Genomic DNA, 16,034 nt, shown 5'->3' with positions numbered 1-16,034 from the left:
CTACGGGTTACGGCGTGCCTGAGGGCGTCGCGCGGTGGGCAAGGCCCAGGCGCCAAAGGGACGTCACTTCGGCCATGCGGGCCACGTGGAGCGGGTCCGAGGCGTCTCGGGCGCGGGGGTGCCGCGGGGCGATGTCGAGGCGGCCGAGGACCGTGAGGCCCGCTTGGGCGATGGTGTCGAGGAGTTCGGCGCGCGGGCGCAGGCCGAGGTGTTCCGCGAGGTCGGAGAGGATCAGCCAGCCTTCGCCGGTCTCGGTGAGGTGGTCGGCGAGGCCGTTGAGGAAGCCGTGCAGCATGCGGTTGCCGGGGTCGTAGACCGCGTGCTCCACGGGGGAGGTCGGTTTCGCGGGCACCCATGGGGGGTTGCAGACGATCAGTGGGGCACGGCCGGACGGGAACAGGTCGGCCTCGACCACCTCCACCCGGTCGGCGACGCCCAGCCGTTCGGTGTTCTCGCGGGCGCAGGCCAGCGCACGGGGGTCCTGGTCCGTGGCCACGACCCGGCGTACGCCGCGCCGGGCGAGGACCGAGGCCAGTACGCCGGTGCCGGTACCGATGTCGAACGCCAGGTCCTGGGAGGGGAGGGGGGCCTCGGCGACCAGGTCGACGTATTCGCCGCGGGCGGGGGAGAAGACGCCGTAGTGGGGATGGATGCGGTCGCCGCCGAGTGCCGGGATCTCCACGCCCTTCTTGCGCCATTCGTTGGCGCCGATCAGGGCGAGGAGTTCACGGAGGGAGAGGAGGGAAAGCTCCTGCGCAGGGGCCCCGTAGGCCCTGGTGCAGGCCTCGCGGACGTCGGGGGCGCGGTGCAGGGGGACGGCGTACGACGCGTCGAGGGGGATCAGCAGCATGCCCAGGATGCGGGCGCGGTGGTTCTGCGCGGCGCGGTGCACATGGAATGCCTGGGTGGCGTCGGCGGGCAGCGGTTTGCGGGGGCGGCGGTCGATGCGGCGGGCCATTGCCGTCAGGAGCTGGCGGGCGTTGTGGAAGTCGCCGCGCCACAGCAGGGCGGTGCCCTCACAGGCGAGCTTGTAGGCGTCGTTGGCCCGGGTCCGGTCGTCGGCGATGACGATGCGGCGGGGTGGCGGGGAGCCGTTCTCGGAGTGCCAACGGGCGGAACGGGGCTGGTCGGCCTCGGTCCAATGGACGACCGGCGGTTGGTTCACCGAATGTGCCTCGCGTGTGTGGTTCGGACCCGGCCCGGGGCGCCGACGGGCGGTGCCTGCCCCGCCCGCGGTGGGCGACTGTGGTGGTGGCGTCGCCGCATGCGCGGCTGGGCGGTGGGCGGGCTGTGACGCTCGACTCTACTCCGTATCGGTGCCGCCTCGGTCAGTCGATGCCGAAGGGGGCGGCATAGCGGACCGTGCCGCGCGGGGGTACGGAGCCGTCGAGGGAGAGCGCGAGGAAGGCCTCGTCCGGCCAGGGCTGTGGGGGAAGGATGCCGAACCGGCTCGCGGCCGGGGTGAAGCCGAAGCGTGGGTAATACGGCGGGTGGCCGAGCACGATCGCGGTGCGCTCGCCGGCCGCGCGCGCCGCATCGAGGAGCGCCCGGATCACGGCACTGCCCGCACCGGACTTCTGGTGCGCGGGAAGCACCGCGCAGGGGGCGAGCGCGACGGCGGGTACGTCGTCGACATGGCAGCGGGTCAGCAGGGCATGGGCGACCAGGGTGCCGTCCGGGGCGTCGGCGACGTACGAGAGGCCGGGCAGCCAGGCCGACCGGTCGCGGCGCAGGGCATCGACGAGGTCCGCCTCTTCGGCCGTCTCGAAGGCCGCGAGGTTGATCCGGCGGACGCCCGGTATGTCCTCGGCGGTTTCCGGGCGGACGTGCCGGGCGGGCCGAGCCATGGTGGCCGGGCTCGCTGCGGCGGACGGGCTTGCTGCGGGGGCCGGCTCGGGTGCGTCGTCGGTGCTGCTGGTCATGTCCTTCATCGTCGCAGCAGGGTCTGACAACGTGCCAGGAGATTTCCGCCCGTGCGGGCGGACGGGCCTCGACCGGCCGGCCGCTGCCCGGGGCCCGGGCCTCCGCCCTTGCCGCGCGACCCCGCCCCCGCCTCGCCCCCGCCTCAGTGGGCGGTGTGGCGTTGTGGGCGGCGCACCAGATAGGCGGCGGCCGATCCGGCGGCGAAGAGGGCGACGACCGAGAGCGCGGTGCTCATCCAGGACGTGCCGAGCCAGTGGCCGCCGAAGTAGCCGAGGCTCACGCTGTACGCGGCCCAGGCCAGGCCGGCCAGTGCGGACCAGGGGAGGAACTCGCGGACCGTACGGTGCGCGACGCCGGCACCGAGGCTGACCACGGACCGTCCGGCCGGGGCGAAGCGGGCCAGTACGACGAGGCCGCCACCGCCGCGGGTCAGCGCCGCGCCGAGGCGTTCCTGCGCGGCGGTGAGGCGCCGGGAGCGGCTGATGGCCCGGTCGAAGCGGTCGCCGCCGCGCCAGGCGAGCCGGTAGGCGACCATGTCGCCCAGTACCGACGCGGTGGCCGCGCAGACCACCAGGGAGATGATCTCGGCGAGGTGGGTGCCCCCGTGGACGGACGAGGCCATCTCGACCGCGTCGCCGGCGGTGGTGGTCCTCGCGGCCGTGGTGCCCGTGGCCGCGGTGCCGGCGGCCGTGGTGGCCGCGGCGATCACCAGGACGCCACTCGGCAGGATCGGGACGAACACATCGAGCAGGATCGAAAGACTGACGATCACATACAACCAAGGGGTGCCGCTGAGGGACCCCAGGCTTTCCAACAACGTCCTTCTCCCGGTCCGAACCCCGCCGCGACGTCGCTCGGTGCGGCAGGGGCGGCTTTACGGCCATACAGCGTACGCCTGGCCATTTCGGCCGGGATGTCCGGCCCCCGCCCGCGGGGCGTGCACACGCCGCCGCCCGTACGCGTACCTACGCCACGACCCGTACGTGTGCAGAGGCCGCGGCCCGTACGGCGGAGGTGCCGTACGGGCCGCGGAAGTAGGCGCAGCTGTTGCCCCGGGGGCATCAGATGGCGGAGGGCTCCCCCTGGGCGGCCGGGGCCGGCTCCTGGTTGCGGTCGCCGAAGAAGACCCGGTCGAGCGCCCAGGCGCCGGGGCCGGTGAAGAAGATCAGCAGGAAGGCCCAGCAGAACATCGCCGACGCCTCACCGCCGTTCTGGATCGGCCACAGCGCGCTGCCCTGGTGGACGGAGAAGTACGCGTACGCCATCGAACCGGAGCTGATCAGCGCCGCGGCGCGGGTGCCCAGGCCGAACAGCACCAGGATGCCGCCGGCCAGCTGGATGACGGCGGCGTACCAGCCGGGCCAGGCGCCGGTGGGGACGGTGCCGCCCTGGCCCATCGCGCCGCCCAGGACGCCGAAGAGCGAGGAGGCACCGTGGCAGGCGAAGAGCAGGCCGACGACGACGCGGAAGAGTGCGAGCACGTGCGGCGTCGCTCTCTGGGTGAACGAGTTCAGCGGTGCTGACATGTGGGGAGCTCCTACGGTTTCTGGGGACGATGGGAACCGCGGAGCATAGGTTAGGGGTACCTAACCAGTACTTGCAAGTTCAACCTTTGGTTAAACGTGATCTTTGGCCCGCGCCAGCCGTCTCCGGGCCGGTCGGCGCGGCCCTGAGCGCGGCCCTCAGCGCGGCCCGGGCCACCGCGTCCGTATCGGCCAGCGTCACCGAACCCACCCCCGGGCGGGCCCCCGCGGCGGTCACCCAGTGCACGCCCTCCGTCGGCACCCCGACCGCGAACCGCCGCGGATGCGGCCGCCCGTCCGCCTCGATGAGGTGGTACGGGCTCGGCGTCACGTCCAGACCGCCGGTCTCGTAGCCGTCCACCGTGTGCGGCCGGCAACCGCCGTCGGCCAGCAGCCGGGACAGCAGCGCGTCCCCGGTGCGCCGCAGGTCGGGCTCCGGCAGCCGGGCCTCGATCAGCGCCGTCGCCGTCACTTCCGACCCGGGTACGTCCGGCGAAGTGGCCGTGAAACCGGGGCCGTTGCCGTCCGCGGCGCCCGTTCGGACCGCCATCCTGGGGCCGACCACCTCCAGCACGCCCGCCTCGACGAGGGCCGCCATCTCCGCTATCCGGCGGCGCGGCGGCCCGATGGACAGGAAGGCGTTGAGCGGGGTGTACCAGCGGTCCAGGTGATCGCGCCGGGAGGCGCCGGCCAGTCCGCCGTGGTCGACGATCTGCCGCAGTTCGTTCCGCAGGTCCCGCAGGACGTCGAGGGCCGCCTTGACGGGCCCGGAGACGTTGTTCTGCCGGGCGTGCGCGATGTCCTTCCGCAAATGCTCCAGTAGCCACTCCCGGAAGGCGCCGCGGTCGGCGAAACCGTGCTCCGTGTGCGGCCGGGAAATCCGGTGCCAGTCCCAGCGGTCGGCGGGCGCGATGCCGAACGCGTCCAATACGGCGGCCTCTTCGGCGCCGCGGTGCGCGGTACCGAGGAAGCGCTCACGGAAGCGGTATCGGGAGGGGGTGGGGTCCTCAGGGTGCTTCCGGGCGGGGGCGGAGTCGTCGGAGGCATGCGACTCGCCGGAACGCGTGGCCGGGTGCGGGGCCGTCGCCTCGCGTCGGGCCAGCAGCGCCTCGTAGTAGACGGTCTCCACTTCCTTCGCCACCAGGGGCCAGACCTCCGTCAGGAAGTCGGGCAGATCGCCGGAGTCCGCGCGCTTGCGGAAGGCGGCGATCACGTCCGGCGTCAGGAGCAGCGGCAGATGGCGGCCGTGCGCGCCCTTCGCGTTGTCACCGCGCGCGTGGTACGGAATGCCGCGCCGGGAGCCTGCGTACAGCCGCGGCTCGCGTCCGGACGGCAGATACCGCAGCCGGCCGTCCGCGCCGGGGACGAACCTGCCGCCGCGGGCCGTCGTCAGCAGCGCCATGTGGTCGAAGAAGTTGAGGCCGAGACCGCGCAGGATCACCGGGCGGCCGGGGGCCAGCGCCTCCAGGTCGGCGGAGAGGTCGGCCGGGTTGGCGGGCGGCAGATAGCGCAGGCCGTGTCCGGCGGCGTACGTGGCCAGCCGCTGCTCCTCGGGCCCGGCGCGGGTGGGCAGATGGCCCTGGGCGAGGATCACGCCGCCCAGGCCGTGCAGGGTCCGGCCGTCGTCCAGGGTGAGCGACTGCGATCCGTCGGGAGCCTCGGCCAGCCGTACCGCGCGGGCCCGGTGGACCTCGACGGTCACCTCCTCCGGGGCGGTGCGCACCGTACGGCGGAAGACCCACTCCAGATAGCGCCCGTACAGCGCGCGCCCCGGATAGTCGTCCGGTCCGAGCTCGCACCCCTCCCAGGCGTACAGGCTCGGACCGGTGCGTATCGGGCCGGCGCACTCGACGCTGTCATCGGTGAAGAGCGTGACCTGGGACGCGACGGTGTTCATCAGGAGCTCGGGCGGCTGGGCGGTGCGCCATACCTGGCCGGCGCCGGGCGGGGCGGGATCGACGAGGTGAACGGTCAGCCGGGCACCCGGGGCCAGTTCGGCGGCCGAGGCGCAGATCCGCTCCAGCACGCTCGTCCCGCGCGGCCCCGCACCGACGACGGCGAGGGCGGCGACGGGGCGGGGGTGGCGGTCGGCGATGTGGTCGGCGGCCAAGAGGGGGTCTCCCTGGGGCGGTGGACGGCCGGCGCGCGGGCGCCGCCGTCCGAGAGTGCGGGCGGCGAGATGCGCCCCATCATCACCGCCCGCAGCGCCGCCGCGGCACCCGGGTGCGCCGAGAATCACACCGGTTCCACAGGGCGGTGACCGGCGGCCGGGCAGGTCGCCCTGGTTCGCCGGGAACGCCCACCGGGCGCGCCCGCCGACCGGGTGTCCGGTCGGCGGGCGGCGACGGCCCTCCAGGGTTCCCGGGGACCCTCAGCAGCGGTCCAGGATCTTCTTCAGGGCGGCCTTCTCCGCGGAGTCCGCGGTCATGCCGTACTCGTGCTTCACCCAGACCCACATCCGGGCGTACTGGCAGCGGTACGACGTCTTCGGCGGCAGCCACTTCGCCGGGTCCTTGTCGCCCTTCTCCTGATTGACGTTGTCGGTGACCGCGATCAGCTGGGAGTGCGTCAGGTCGTTGGCGAGTGCCTGGCGGCGGGCGGTGGTCCACTTCGCGGCGCCCGACTTCCAGGCCTCCGACAGCGGGACGACGTGGTCGATGTCGATGTCGGACGCCTTGGTCCAGGTCGCACCGTCGTAGGGCGAGACCCAGGTGCCGCTCACGGCCGCACAGCTGCCGTCCTGGTGCACGTTCTTGCCGTCGCGCTTGAGCACCACCTCACGGGTGTTGCAGCTCTTGCCCTGGTCGATCCAGTGCGGGAACTTGGCGCGGCTGTAGCCGTCCTGCGGCCCCTCGGGCTGCTGCTTGATCTGGGCGAGGTACGTACGGGCGGTGGCCGCGCTCGGCGGGCTGGGCGGTGCGGCCTGGGCGGACTGTCCGCTCAGCACCAGCGTGCCGAACAGCGCCGCGGCCGAACCCGCGGCGATGGACACTCGACGCGCGTAGACCTTCGACACGGTCTTTGCCATCGGAACTCCCTTGGAGTGGGGGGAAGTTGACTGCGGTGCGGGCCCATGGTGGTGAGGTGGGGTTGCCACGGGGTGGGCACCAGGTAACAGAGTGACGACATGCTCACGACAGATCAAGAGCTGACGGGTCGCCATAAGTAGGTGGCCGCACTCCGGTTGGCGTGGAAGGCGGCGCTCCGGTGGTGTGCACGACGGCACTCCGGTTGGCCCGCTGAGGTGTCCGCGTCGGCCGAGGTGCCTGCGTCCGCTCCCGCCCGCCCTACAGTGAGCGCGTGCTGCTGCCGGTCAATACCACCCTCGGGGTCGTTCTCGCCGTCCTCCTGGTCGCCGCCGTGGCCGTCGCCGGCCTGACGCATCTCGGCCACGGCCGGGCCATTGCGGTCGCCGGACTACGGGCGGCCGCGCAACTCGCCGCGGTCTCCTACCTCATCGGCTGGGTGGTGCGCGCACTTCCGTGGCTGCTGTGCTTCCTGGTGCTGATGTTTGCGGTCGCGGTACGGACCGCGGGCCGGCGGATCACCCAGAACCGCACCTGGTGGTGGGCCGCCGTGCCGATCGCCACCGGGGTGGTCCCGGTCGTCGGGCTGCTGCTGGCGACCGGTCTGGTGCCGCCGCGGGGCCTCAGTCTCATCCCCGTCGCCGGCATCCTCATCGGCGGTGCGCTGACCGCGACCGTATTGGGCGGGCGGCGGGCGCTGGACGAGCTCGAGACCCGGCGGGGCGAGTTCGAGGCGGGGCTCGCGCTGGGGCTGCTGGACCGCGACGCGCGGATGGAGGTCGCCCGCCGGGCCGCGTCGGACGCGCTGCTGCCGGGGCTCGACCAGACCCGGACCGTGGGGCTGGTCACACTTCCCGGGGCGTTCGTCGGCATGCTGCTGGGCGGCGCCTCGCCCGTACAGGCGGGCGCGGTGCAGCTGTTCGTGCTCATCGCCCTGCTGGCGGTGCAGGTGGCGGCCTGTGCGGTGGTGCTGGAGCTGGTCGCGCGCGGACTGCTGCACCGCGTACCCTTGAGGACAGCAGAAGGGGAGTAGCTCTCCGCCGGACCGTCGACATACTGCCCTCCCTCGTGGGGGGCCGGCGCCCGGAGCGCGATGCGGATACCGCCGGGCGGTACGCAGCGCGCCAGCGAGACCTTCGGCCGCAGTGTCCGACGCTGCCGTGCCGAAGCGACCCCTTTCCCGGGCCCCTTTTGGTGCGGCCCAACCGATCGAGGTATTCCGCCCCGTGTTCAGCCTGACCGTCGCCGCCGTCGTCTTCGGCGTCATCTTCCTCGCCGAACTGCCCGACAAGACCGCCCTCGCCGGGCTGATGCTCGGCACCCGTTACCGCGCCTCGTACGTCTTCGTGGGGGTCGCCGCCGCCTTCCTGGTGCACGTCGCGCTCGCGATCGTGGCGGGCAGCGTGCTCACCCTGCTCCCGCACCGCGTCGTCCAGGGCGTGGTCGGGGTGCTCTTCCTGGTGGGCGCGGCGGTGCTGCTCTTCAAGAAGGACGACGACGAGGAAGACGTGGCCACGCCCGCCGACCAGAGCTTCTGGAAGGTCGCCGGGGCGGGCTTCATGATGATCCTGGTGGCCGAGTTCGGCGATCTCACCCAGATCATGACGGCCAATCTCGCGGCCCGTTACGACGACCCGGTGTCGGTCGGCGTGGGCGCGGTGCTGGGCCTGTGGGCGGTGGCCGGGCTCGGCATCCTGGGCGGCCGCACGCTCATGAAGCACGTCCCGCTCAGGCTCATCACCAAGATCGCGGCGGGCGTGATGGCCCTGCTGGCGGCGTTCAGCCTTTACGAGGCACTGGCGGGCTGAGGCCTGCGGGCCGGGGTGGGGGGCGTGGCCGAGCGTGGCCAGAGCCCTCCGCCCGGAGGCGGGGGCCTCAGTCCTCGACGTGGACCGCGATGCGCCCGTCCGGCAGGGCCTCGACGCGGAGGTGAGTGAGGTCGCGGACGTGGGCGGTGGGGGCGTACGCCGCGGCGCGGTCGCCGACGCCGACCACCCGCATGCCGGCCGCGCGGCCCGCCGCTATGCCCGCCTCGGAGTCCTCGAAGACCAGGCAGTCCTCGGGGGCGAAGCCCAGTTCGGCGGCGCCCTTGAGGAAGCCTTCCGGGTCCGGCTTGCTGGCGCTCACGCTCTCGGCGGTGATCCGTACGGCGGGCATCGGCAGCCCGGCCGCCGCCATCCGCGCGTCCGAGAGCGGGACGTCCGCGGAGGTCACCAGGGCGTGCGGCAGGTCCGCGAGGGCGGCCAGGAAGGCGGGCGCGCCGGGGACCGGCACCACGCCGTCCATGTCGGCGGTCTCCTGCGCCAGCATCCGCCGGTTGTCCGCCAGGTTGCGTTCCATCGGGCGGTCCGGGAGCAGCGCGGCCATCGTGGCCCATCCCTGGCGGCCGTGGACGACCGCGAGGACCTCGTCCGCGCCCAGCCCCTGCTCGGCCGCCCAGCGGCGCCAGCAGCGCTCCACGACGGCCTCGGAGTTCACGAGCGTGCTGTCCATGTCGAGCAGCAGGGCGCGGGCGGTGAGCGTGGTGGTGGCCGTCATCGGCGGGAGCTCCTGGGCGCTACGTGCGCTCGGGCGGCGCGGAACCGTACGGGCGCAGGGAGGACAAGCGGCTCCGCCCGCCGGTCAGGGAGTGCGGGCGGAACCACTTTGTTTTCTCACGATACAAAATGCGGAGCGGTGCGACAACCGGGGGTGGCCGGCCCGGCCCGGCCGACCACCCGGCTCCCTACGGCTCCCGGGTGCGGGCCTCCAGTGATTGCCGGGTTCGCGGGCCGTAGACGCCGTCCGGGTCGCCGGTGACGCGGTAGGCCCGCTGGTAGCGCGAGACGGCGTCCCGGACGTCCGCGTCGTACCGGCCGTCCCCGGCGCCCGGGTAGAGGGCGAGCTGGCGCAGCCGCCCCTGGAGCTCGGTCACCTCCGGGCCGCTGGAACCCTCGCGCAGCACGATCGGCCCGGTGGGAGCGGTGCTCGGGTCGTCGCCACCGGGGGAGTCGGTGACGCTGCCGGAGGCCCTGGTGGGCGCGGGCGGCGGCGCGGCCGTACGGGAGAGCCTGACGGTGGCCTTGGGGGTGGCGATGCCGGTGGCGCCGGAGGAGGGCGAGCGGTGGGGGGACGGGGGAGCCGGGGTGCCGTTCCGGGTGGCGGAAGGGGCGCCGCCGGTGGGGAAGGCGGCGGTGGGGGCGACGCTGCCGCGGTCGGGCGGGGCGGCGCGGTCCTGTTTGCCGTCCGACAGCGCATCGGTGCTGATCAGGACCGCGGTGGCGGCCACCGCCGCGCCGGCCGCGACCAGTACGGCGGGCAGTGCGCGCCGGCGGTGGGGCGGGCGAGCAGGCGGCGGAAGAGCGGGGGACGGGGGGGCGGGCGGGGGCGGAGCCTCGGGGGCGGAGCGGTACGTCCGCGAGGTCGGTCCGGCCGGGCGGCGCGCTCGGGGCACCAAGGGCTCCGAGGCGGCGGCAGGGAGGGGCGGCGGGCCGTTCGCTATGTGCACGGCGGCGTCGACCCCGGGTAAGTCCTCCCATGCGTCCGCCGTCCCCCCGGCCGGCGGGCCCGCACCGGGGTCGGACTCCCTCCCGTAGCCGGTCTCCGGCCGGGAGCCGGTCCCCGGCGGTGAGTCGGTCGGCCCGTCGGCGGTCCGCGTCCCGTCGGGCGGTGCCTCCTCCGGCAGGGACACGTACGGCCGTACGCGCAGCGGATCGAAGTCGTCCGCATCGGCCGCCGCACACAGGCACGTGGGCCAGCCGTTGCTCCGTACGGGGGCCAAGCAGTGCGGGCAGGTCCGTAATGCCGTCACGAGTGCGCTCCTCCCTGGAGGCCCGAACAGGCAGCGATTATCCAGACGCTGCCGCGCCCGCGCAGGTGCTCGCGGACATCCGCCCGGCATACCCGAGGTGTCCGCCGTCCGACGACGGGTGCCGATCACCGCTCGGCGGGCCATATCGGCCGGAACCGCCCACCATGGAACGCGACGGAAGACGTCTGGAAGCCCGGAAGGCGGGCACCCGGACCCGAACCGCCGTACCCGCAACGAAGGAGACGCACATGGCGCCGGACACCAGCGCTCCTGCCGTCCCGGGAGAGCGCCGGTCGCAGCGGACGGTTCTCGTCGCGATCGGCGCGCTGCTGCTCGGCCTGCTCATCGCGGCGCTCGACCAGACCATCGTCGCCACCGCGCTGCCCACGATCGTCAGCGAACTCGGCGGCCTCGACCACCTCTCCTGGGTGGTCACCGCCTACCTGCTGGCCTCTACGGCAGCGACGCCCCTCTGGGGCAAGCTCGGTGACCAATACGGACGCAAGAAGCTGTTCCAGGCCGCCATCGTGATCTTCCTGATCGGCTCGGTGCTGTGCGGCATCGCGCAGAACATGGGCGAGCTGATCGCGTTCCGGGCCGTCCAGGGACTGGGCGGCGGCGGTCTGATCGTGCTGTCGATGGCGATCGTCGGCGACATCGTGCCGCCCCGCGAACGCGGTAAGTACCAAGGGCTGTTCGGCGCGGTCTTCGGTGCCACGAGCGTCCTCGGACCGCTGCTCGGCGGGGTGTTCGTGGACCACCTCAGCTGGCGCTGGGTGTTCTACATCAACGTCCCCATCGGCATCGTCGCGCTCGCCGTGATCGCCGCCGTCCTGCACATCCCGAGCGACCGCACCCCGCACCGGATCGACTACCTCGGCACCGTCACCATCGCCGCGGTCGCCGCCTGCTTCGTCCTGATGACCTCGCTCGGCGGCGTCAGCTACCCGTGGTTCTCCTGGCAGATCATCGGCTTCGGCGCGCTGGGCGTCGTCCTCCTGGGGGCCTTCGTCCTCATCGAGCGCCGGGCCGCCGAACCCGTCATTCCGCTGCGTCTGTTCCGGCTGCGCACCTTCTCGCTCACCGCCGTCATCGGCTTCGTCATCGGCTTTGCGATGTTCGGATCGATGACGTACCTGCCGACGTTCCTGCAGATCGTCCAGGGCGTTTCACCGACGCTGTCCGGTGTGCACATGCTGCCGATGGTGTTCGGCATGCTGCTCTCGTCCACCGCGTCCGGCCAGATCGTCAGCCGCACCGGCCACTACAAGGTCTTCCCGATCGCCGGCACCGCGGTGGTGATGCTCGGACTGCTGCTCCTGCACCGGCTCGACCCGTCCAGCGGCGTCGCCGAGATGAGCGGCTACTTCTTCGTCTTCGGCTTCGGACTCGGCCTGGTCATGCAGGTGCTGGTGCTCATCGTGCAGAACGCCGTCGCCTATCAGGACCTCGGCGTTGCCACGTCCGGCGCGACGTTCTTCCGTTCCATCGGCGCCTCGTTCGGCGTCTCCCTCTTCGGCACGGTCTTCGCCAACAAGCTCGGACCGCGGATCGCGGCCGCACTGGCCGGACAGCAACTGCCGCCCGGCGTCGACCCGGCGAAGATCGCCCAGGACCCACGTACCGTCGCCCGGCTGCCGGCCCGGCAGGCGGCCGGCGTGCTGCACGCCTACGCGAACTCGATCACCGACGTCTTCCTCTACGCCGTGCCGGTCGTCTTCGTGGCGTTCGTGCTGGCCTGGTTCCTCAAGGAGGAGCCGCTGCGCAGCAGCGTGACCGCCCCCGACACCACCGAGGTGCTGTCGTCCAACCCCGTCGAGCGGTCGTCCCGCGACGAGTGCGCCCGTGCGCTGTCCAAACTCGGCAGCATGGAGGGGCGCAAGCACATCTACGAGAAGATCACCGAGCGGGCCGGCCTCGACCTCAAACCGGCCGCCAGCTGGCTGCTCCTGCGCATCCACCGCTACGGATCGGTCGAACCGGGACTGCTCGCCGAACGCACCACCGTCCCGCTCGGCGTGCTCGCCGAGAGCGTCCGCCAGGTCGAGGAGCGCGGACTGGCCACCCGCGACGGGCTGTTGATGCTGCTGACCGACCGGGGGCGGGAGGTCACGGAGCGGCTGTCGGCGGCCCGCCAGGAGTCGCTGGCCGAGATGCTGGGGGACTGGTGGACCAAGGACCGGCCCACCGACCTCACCGAGCTGGTAAGGGAATTGACGGCGGAGCTGTGCGGCTCGGACGCGGAGGAGCCGTACGTCGGCCAGGTCCGGCAGCCGGTGCCGCGCCCCGCCGCCTCCCCCCGGCCGCCCCGGCCACCGGGCCTCGCGCGGTGAGCCGCTAGGCGGAGTGACGGCCCCCGGACGGGGCGCCGTTGCTGTCGCTGCTGGCGCTTGTGCCGTTGCTGGGGCCGTCGTGGCCGCTGTGGCTGCCATCGCCGCTGCCGAGGTGCTTCTCGAAGAAGATCTCCGCGTAGATGTCGTCGTGGTACGGAGCGATCTCGACGAAACCGTGCCGCCGGTAGAGCGCGATGGCCTCCGTCAGGTCCAGGCGGGTGTCCAGCCGGATCCGCCTTGCACCCAGCCGGGCCGCGGCCGCCTCGGCGGCCATGAGCAGCCCGCCGCCGCCCCCCAGGCCGCGCGCGGCGGGCCGCACGAACATCTGCTTGAGCTCGGCCGTGCACGCGTCCAGCAGCCGTACGCCGGCGCAGCCCGCCGTCTCACCGCCGCGGCGGGCCACCAACAGCACGCCGTGCGGCGGCGCGAGATCTGCCACGGGATACTCCGCCACCCCCTCGTCGATCTCCTGCGGTGTCGAGAGACGGTCCTCGTGCAGCGTGAAGTACCGGTCCGCCACTTCGGCGTAGTACTCCCGCAGCAGCGCCCGCGCGTCCGGCGAATCGACCGGCTCGGTGGAGATGGTCCAGGGAGTGGAAGTGGAAGCCGGAGTGGGAGTGGGGGTGGGGGTGGGGGGCCGGAGGGTGGCGGCGTCGCTCATGGCGTCATTGTTGCGGCCGGGACCGGGTCGGCCGCAACGGAATTGCGGACCGGACCGGTTGAGGGTGGGACGACCGGTTGCGAAAACCGGTCACGCGATCAAGTTGCACGACCGGTATCCCCGAGAGACGGTCGTAAGAGCGCATACCTATCTGTTTTCGGCAGGGGGGAAGGGCGGAAAAGGCCTCACGGAAGTAGGAAAGAGCGCCATGAGCACCGAGCAGCCCCAGGATCCTCGGAACCGACCTACCCAGCAGCAGTACCCGCAGCAGTACCCGCCGGGGCAGTTTGCTCCGTATCCGCAATACCCACCACAACCACAGCCGACGAGCGGTAAAGCCGTGGCTTCCATGGTTACCGGAATCGCGTCGCTGGTCATCCCTTTCATAGGCATCGTCACGGGGCCGCTTGCCATCGTCCTGGGCACCAGAGCGCGCGGCGAGATACAGCGCACCGGGCAAAAGGGCGACGGTCTGGCCATAGCGGGGCTGGTGACCGGCATCATCGGCTGCGTCGGCTACGCGATCTTCTTGGTCCTCCTCATCATCGGCGCGGCAACCGGATCGTGACGACGGGACATGCATGACAGGACCTCTTGGCGCAGCGGGCTTTCGACACCGCAGTGCTGCCAAGAGGTCCTGGTCGTTCGCGTCACTTCATGCGCGTCGTTCGCGTCACTTCACCGGTTGCCGCCCCACTCCGGCGGTCGGTTCGGTCACGCCTTCTTAGGAGCTGCCTGCTGAACGACCTCGAACGACCACAGGGTGGATCCGCTGGCGGCGGGCTTCGGCCGCTCGCCGCCGGCCTGGTCGCCGCCCTGGTGCGCTGCCTTCATGGGCCCTTCCATCCACGCCTGGAATGACTCCTCGTCACGCCACCGCGTGTACACCAGGTAGTTGTCGGTGCCCTCCACCGGGCGCAGCAGCTCGAACCACTCGAAGCCGTCCGAGGAGTCCACCGTGCCCGCGCGGGAGGCGAAGCGCTTTTCCAGGACCTCGCGCTGTTCGGTGGGGACGGTCAGGACGTTGATCTTCACGATGCTCATGGCCCCATCGTGCCGTACGGGGCGGACAAGGCGGCGTAAGGGGCGGCCGGGCGGCTGCTCGGTGCGCTCACCCGGTGGCGGCGGGCATGCGGCGGCGCCTGCGGGCGGCGACCGACAGGGCCAGGGCTGCCGCTGCTGCCTGGAGGAGCAGCAGGGTCCCGGCGACCGTCACGATCCAGGCCGGGACGCCGGCCACCGTCAGCAGCGCGTACTCGTACCGGACCCGCCGGAAGGGGGTGTCGTGGGCGGTGCGGCGCAGTTCGTGGTCGCCGGTGATGCGGTGCGGTTGCGGGAAGCTCTGGTCGATCGCGGTGAGGAAGGCCGGGTGGCTGCCGGCGAGGTCCTTGAGGGATCCCTCGGGGCGGACGCGGCCTGCGAAGAAGACCTCGGGGCGGGAGCCGCCGATCGTGCCGCGCGGCTCCATCCGGTGCGCTGCGAGGACGTAGAGGCCCAGGGATTGCGGGGTCGTGGCCAGGGCGGAGAGCCGCATCGGGTAGACGAGCCGGGCGCTGGCGAAGGTCAGCCGCAGCGGATCGAGGGTGCCGGAGAGCGTGCGGTCCCGTTCGGCAGGGGCCAGGCGGATCGCGACGTACTCCCAGTGTTGGGAGACGTAGGGGCGGAGGGCGCTCGCCAGGGGGGCGGGGAGGTGGAAACCATGTGTTTTCAGCCAGTTGCGCAGTGCGCCGGGGTCGGTGGCGGTGAGCCGGGCGACGTCGAACGGGCCCAGCCGCTCGCGGCCGACGACCCCGACGCCGGGGCTGCCCGCCGACGGCGGCGGGGCCTCGGCGGCGTCCCCGTTGTGCCCGAAGGGCCAGTCGCCTCCGTGCGGCCAGAAGTAGTGGCGCTGCGCGACGGCCGGTTCGGTCAGCGTGGCGAGGCGGTCGAAGAGCGCCGGATCGCCCAGTTTCACCGTGGCCCGGTGCGGTACGGGCATGATCCACGCGGCGTCGGGGGCGGTGCCGTTCACCTGCAGGCTCATCACGATCTGCTCGGTCCTGCCGTCCCAGCGCACGACCGAGGTCTCCCGGCCCACGGCCATGGTGGTCTTCGGGTCGTGCACCATCGCGCCGCACCCACAGGCGTACGCCGGGCGGGCCAGCGACACCAGCTGGACGGCCAGCAGCATCAGGACCACCAGTAGCGCCTGCCGGTGTGCCCGCCGCCGTCCACCGGCCCGTGCCGCCGCCCGTCGCACTCGTGGCCGGACCGTCGCCAGAGCCATGTCGTTCCCCGCCCCATTTCCTGCACCATGTCTGACCTGGGCTTCTCGCCCGGCAGGCTGCTCGCCGCACCCGGCAGGCTGCTTGCTTCCCCCGGCAGCCGCAGTCGGCAGCGTCGACACAGACGGCGGGGAGGGGGTGGCCGGTTCCCGCCCTTGCCGCACCCAGTCCTGGGCCCCGCGCCGTGCCTCGGCCGCCCCCGGCCCGAGGACGCAGCGAGGGCCCGGCCGGAGGTTTCCGACGCTGTTGGTTAATTCGGGCCCGAGCGTGACGTGGGGGGGGGACCCCGCGGGGGGGGGGGGGGGGGCGGCGGGGGGGGGGGGGGGGGGGGGGCGGGGGGGGTGGGGGTGGCGGGTTCCCGCCCTTGCCGCACCCAGTCCTGGGCCCCGCGCCGTGCCTCGGCCGCCCCCGGCCCGAGGACGCAGCGAGGGCCCGGCCGGAGGTTTCCGACGCTGTTGGTTAATTCGGGCCCGAGCGTGACGTCGGCCTTCACGACCTGGTTGTGGTCGTGAAG

15 protein-coding genes are annotated in these 16,034 nt (G+C 72.9%); 4 read left to right on the top strand and 11 right to left on the bottom strand.

The window, feature by feature from the left end; genetic code table 11:
* Positions 1-7: 7 nt before the first annotated feature.
* From ACGF4C_RS33965 to ACGF4C_RS33940, 6 genes are all read right to left on the bottom strand, one after another.
* Positions 8-1,165 (bottom strand): methyltransferase, encoded by a 1,158-nt coding sequence (locus tag ACGF4C_RS33965; RefSeq protein ID WP_393571636.1) that lies wholly within the window; start codon positions 1,163-1,165, stop codon positions 8-10.
* Positions 1,166-1,328: 163 nt separating this feature from the next.
* Positions 1,329-1,922: a GNAT family N-acetyltransferase gene (locus tag ACGF4C_RS33960; protein ID WP_393571634.1), complete on the bottom strand. Its 594-nt coding sequence runs from the start codon at positions 1,920-1,922 to the stop codon at positions 1,329-1,331.
* A gap of 143 nt (positions 1,923-2,065) precedes the next feature.
* The gene (locus ACGF4C_RS33955) at positions 2,066-2,740 is read right to left on the bottom strand and encodes a DedA family protein (RefSeq protein ID WP_393571632.1); all 675 of its coding nucleotides are present in this window, start codon (positions 2,738-2,740) and stop codon (positions 2,066-2,068) included.
* Positions 2,741-2,984: 244 nt separating this feature from the next.
* Positions 2,985-3,449: a DoxX family protein gene (locus ACGF4C_RS33950; protein WP_393571630.1), complete on the bottom strand. Its 465-nt coding sequence runs from the start codon at positions 3,447-3,449 to the stop codon at positions 2,985-2,987.
* 79 nt (positions 3,450-3,528) lie between these two features.
* Positions 3,529-5,556, bottom strand: a complete 2,028-nt coding sequence (locus ACGF4C_RS33945; protein WP_393571628.1) for an FAD/NAD(P)-binding protein — start codon at positions 5,554-5,556, stop codon at positions 3,529-3,531.
* 261 nt (positions 5,557-5,817) lie between these two features.
* Positions 5,818-6,462, bottom strand: coding sequence for an HNH endonuclease family protein (locus ACGF4C_RS33940; RefSeq protein ID WP_393571714.1), 645 nt, complete (start codon positions 6,460-6,462; stop codon positions 5,818-5,820).
* Positions 6,463-6,746: 284 nt separating this feature from the next.
* Between ACGF4C_RS33940 and ACGF4C_RS33935 the strand changes: the two genes are divergently transcribed.
* Complete coding sequence (locus ACGF4C_RS33935) at positions 6,747-7,505, top strand: ABC transporter permease (protein WP_393571626.1); 759 nt, start codon at positions 6,747-6,749, stop codon at positions 7,503-7,505.
* A gap of 193 nt (positions 7,506-7,698) precedes the next feature.
* The gene (locus tag ACGF4C_RS33930) at positions 7,699-8,280 is read left to right on the top strand and encodes a TMEM165/GDT1 family protein (protein WP_393571624.1); all 582 of its coding nucleotides are present in this window, start codon (positions 7,699-7,701) and stop codon (positions 8,278-8,280) included.
* Between the two features lie 67 nt (positions 8,281-8,347).
* Here ACGF4C_RS33930 and ACGF4C_RS33925 read toward each other — a convergent pair whose 3' ends face one another.
* A complete protein-coding gene (locus ACGF4C_RS33925; RefSeq protein WP_393571622.1) occupies positions 8,348-9,010 on the bottom strand; it encodes an HAD-IA family hydrolase in 663 nt (220 codons plus the stop codon).
* Between the two features lie 187 nt (positions 9,011-9,197).
* Positions 9,198-10,262, bottom strand: a complete 1,065-nt coding sequence (locus ACGF4C_RS33920) for a peptidoglycan-binding protein (RefSeq protein WP_393571620.1) — start codon at positions 10,260-10,262, stop codon at positions 9,198-9,200.
* 248 nt (positions 10,263-10,510) lie between these two features.
* Here ACGF4C_RS33920 and ACGF4C_RS33915 point away from each other — a divergent pair, with 248 nt between their 5' ends.
* Positions 10,511-12,595 (top strand): DHA2 family efflux MFS transporter permease subunit, encoded by a 2,085-nt coding sequence (locus tag ACGF4C_RS33915; protein ID WP_393571618.1) that lies wholly within the window; start codon positions 10,511-10,513, stop codon positions 12,593-12,595.
* A gap of 4 nt (positions 12,596-12,599) precedes the next feature.
* Here ACGF4C_RS33915 and ACGF4C_RS33910 read toward each other — a convergent pair whose 3' ends face one another.
* Positions 12,600-13,256, bottom strand: a complete 657-nt coding sequence (locus tag ACGF4C_RS33910) for a GNAT family N-acetyltransferase (protein WP_393571616.1) — start codon at positions 13,254-13,256, stop codon at positions 12,600-12,602.
* Between the two features lie 208 nt (positions 13,257-13,464).
* Here ACGF4C_RS33910 and ACGF4C_RS33905 point away from each other — a divergent pair, with 208 nt between their 5' ends.
* Positions 13,465-13,824: a DUF4190 domain-containing protein gene (locus ACGF4C_RS33905; RefSeq protein WP_393571614.1), complete on the top strand. Its 360-nt coding sequence runs from the start codon at positions 13,465-13,467 to the stop codon at positions 13,822-13,824.
* A 146-nt stretch (positions 13,825-13,970) separates the two neighbouring features.
* Here ACGF4C_RS33905 and ACGF4C_RS33900 read toward each other — a convergent pair whose 3' ends face one another.
* Together ACGF4C_RS33900 and ACGF4C_RS33895 are read right to left on the bottom strand one after the other, a co-directional pair.
* Positions 13,971-14,300: an antibiotic biosynthesis monooxygenase gene (locus tag ACGF4C_RS33900; RefSeq protein WP_030415283.1), complete on the bottom strand. Its 330-nt coding sequence runs from the start codon at positions 14,298-14,300 to the stop codon at positions 13,971-13,973.
* A 67-nt stretch (positions 14,301-14,367) separates the two neighbouring features.
* Complete coding sequence (locus ACGF4C_RS33895) at positions 14,368-15,522, bottom strand: DUF2330 domain-containing protein (RefSeq protein ID WP_393571612.1); 1,155 nt, start codon at positions 15,520-15,522, stop codon at positions 14,368-14,370.
* Positions 15,523-16,034 lie beyond the last annotated feature (512 nt).

It is taken from the genome of Streptomyces sp. NPDC048197 (assembly GCF_043202395.1).
In the GTDB taxonomy this organism is placed as follows: Bacteria; Actinomycetota; Actinomycetes; order Streptomycetales; family Streptomycetaceae; genus Streptomyces; species Streptomyces siderophoricus.
Note: the sequence above shows the minus strand (reverse complement) of the source record. Positions and strands in the feature narration are given on the sequence as shown.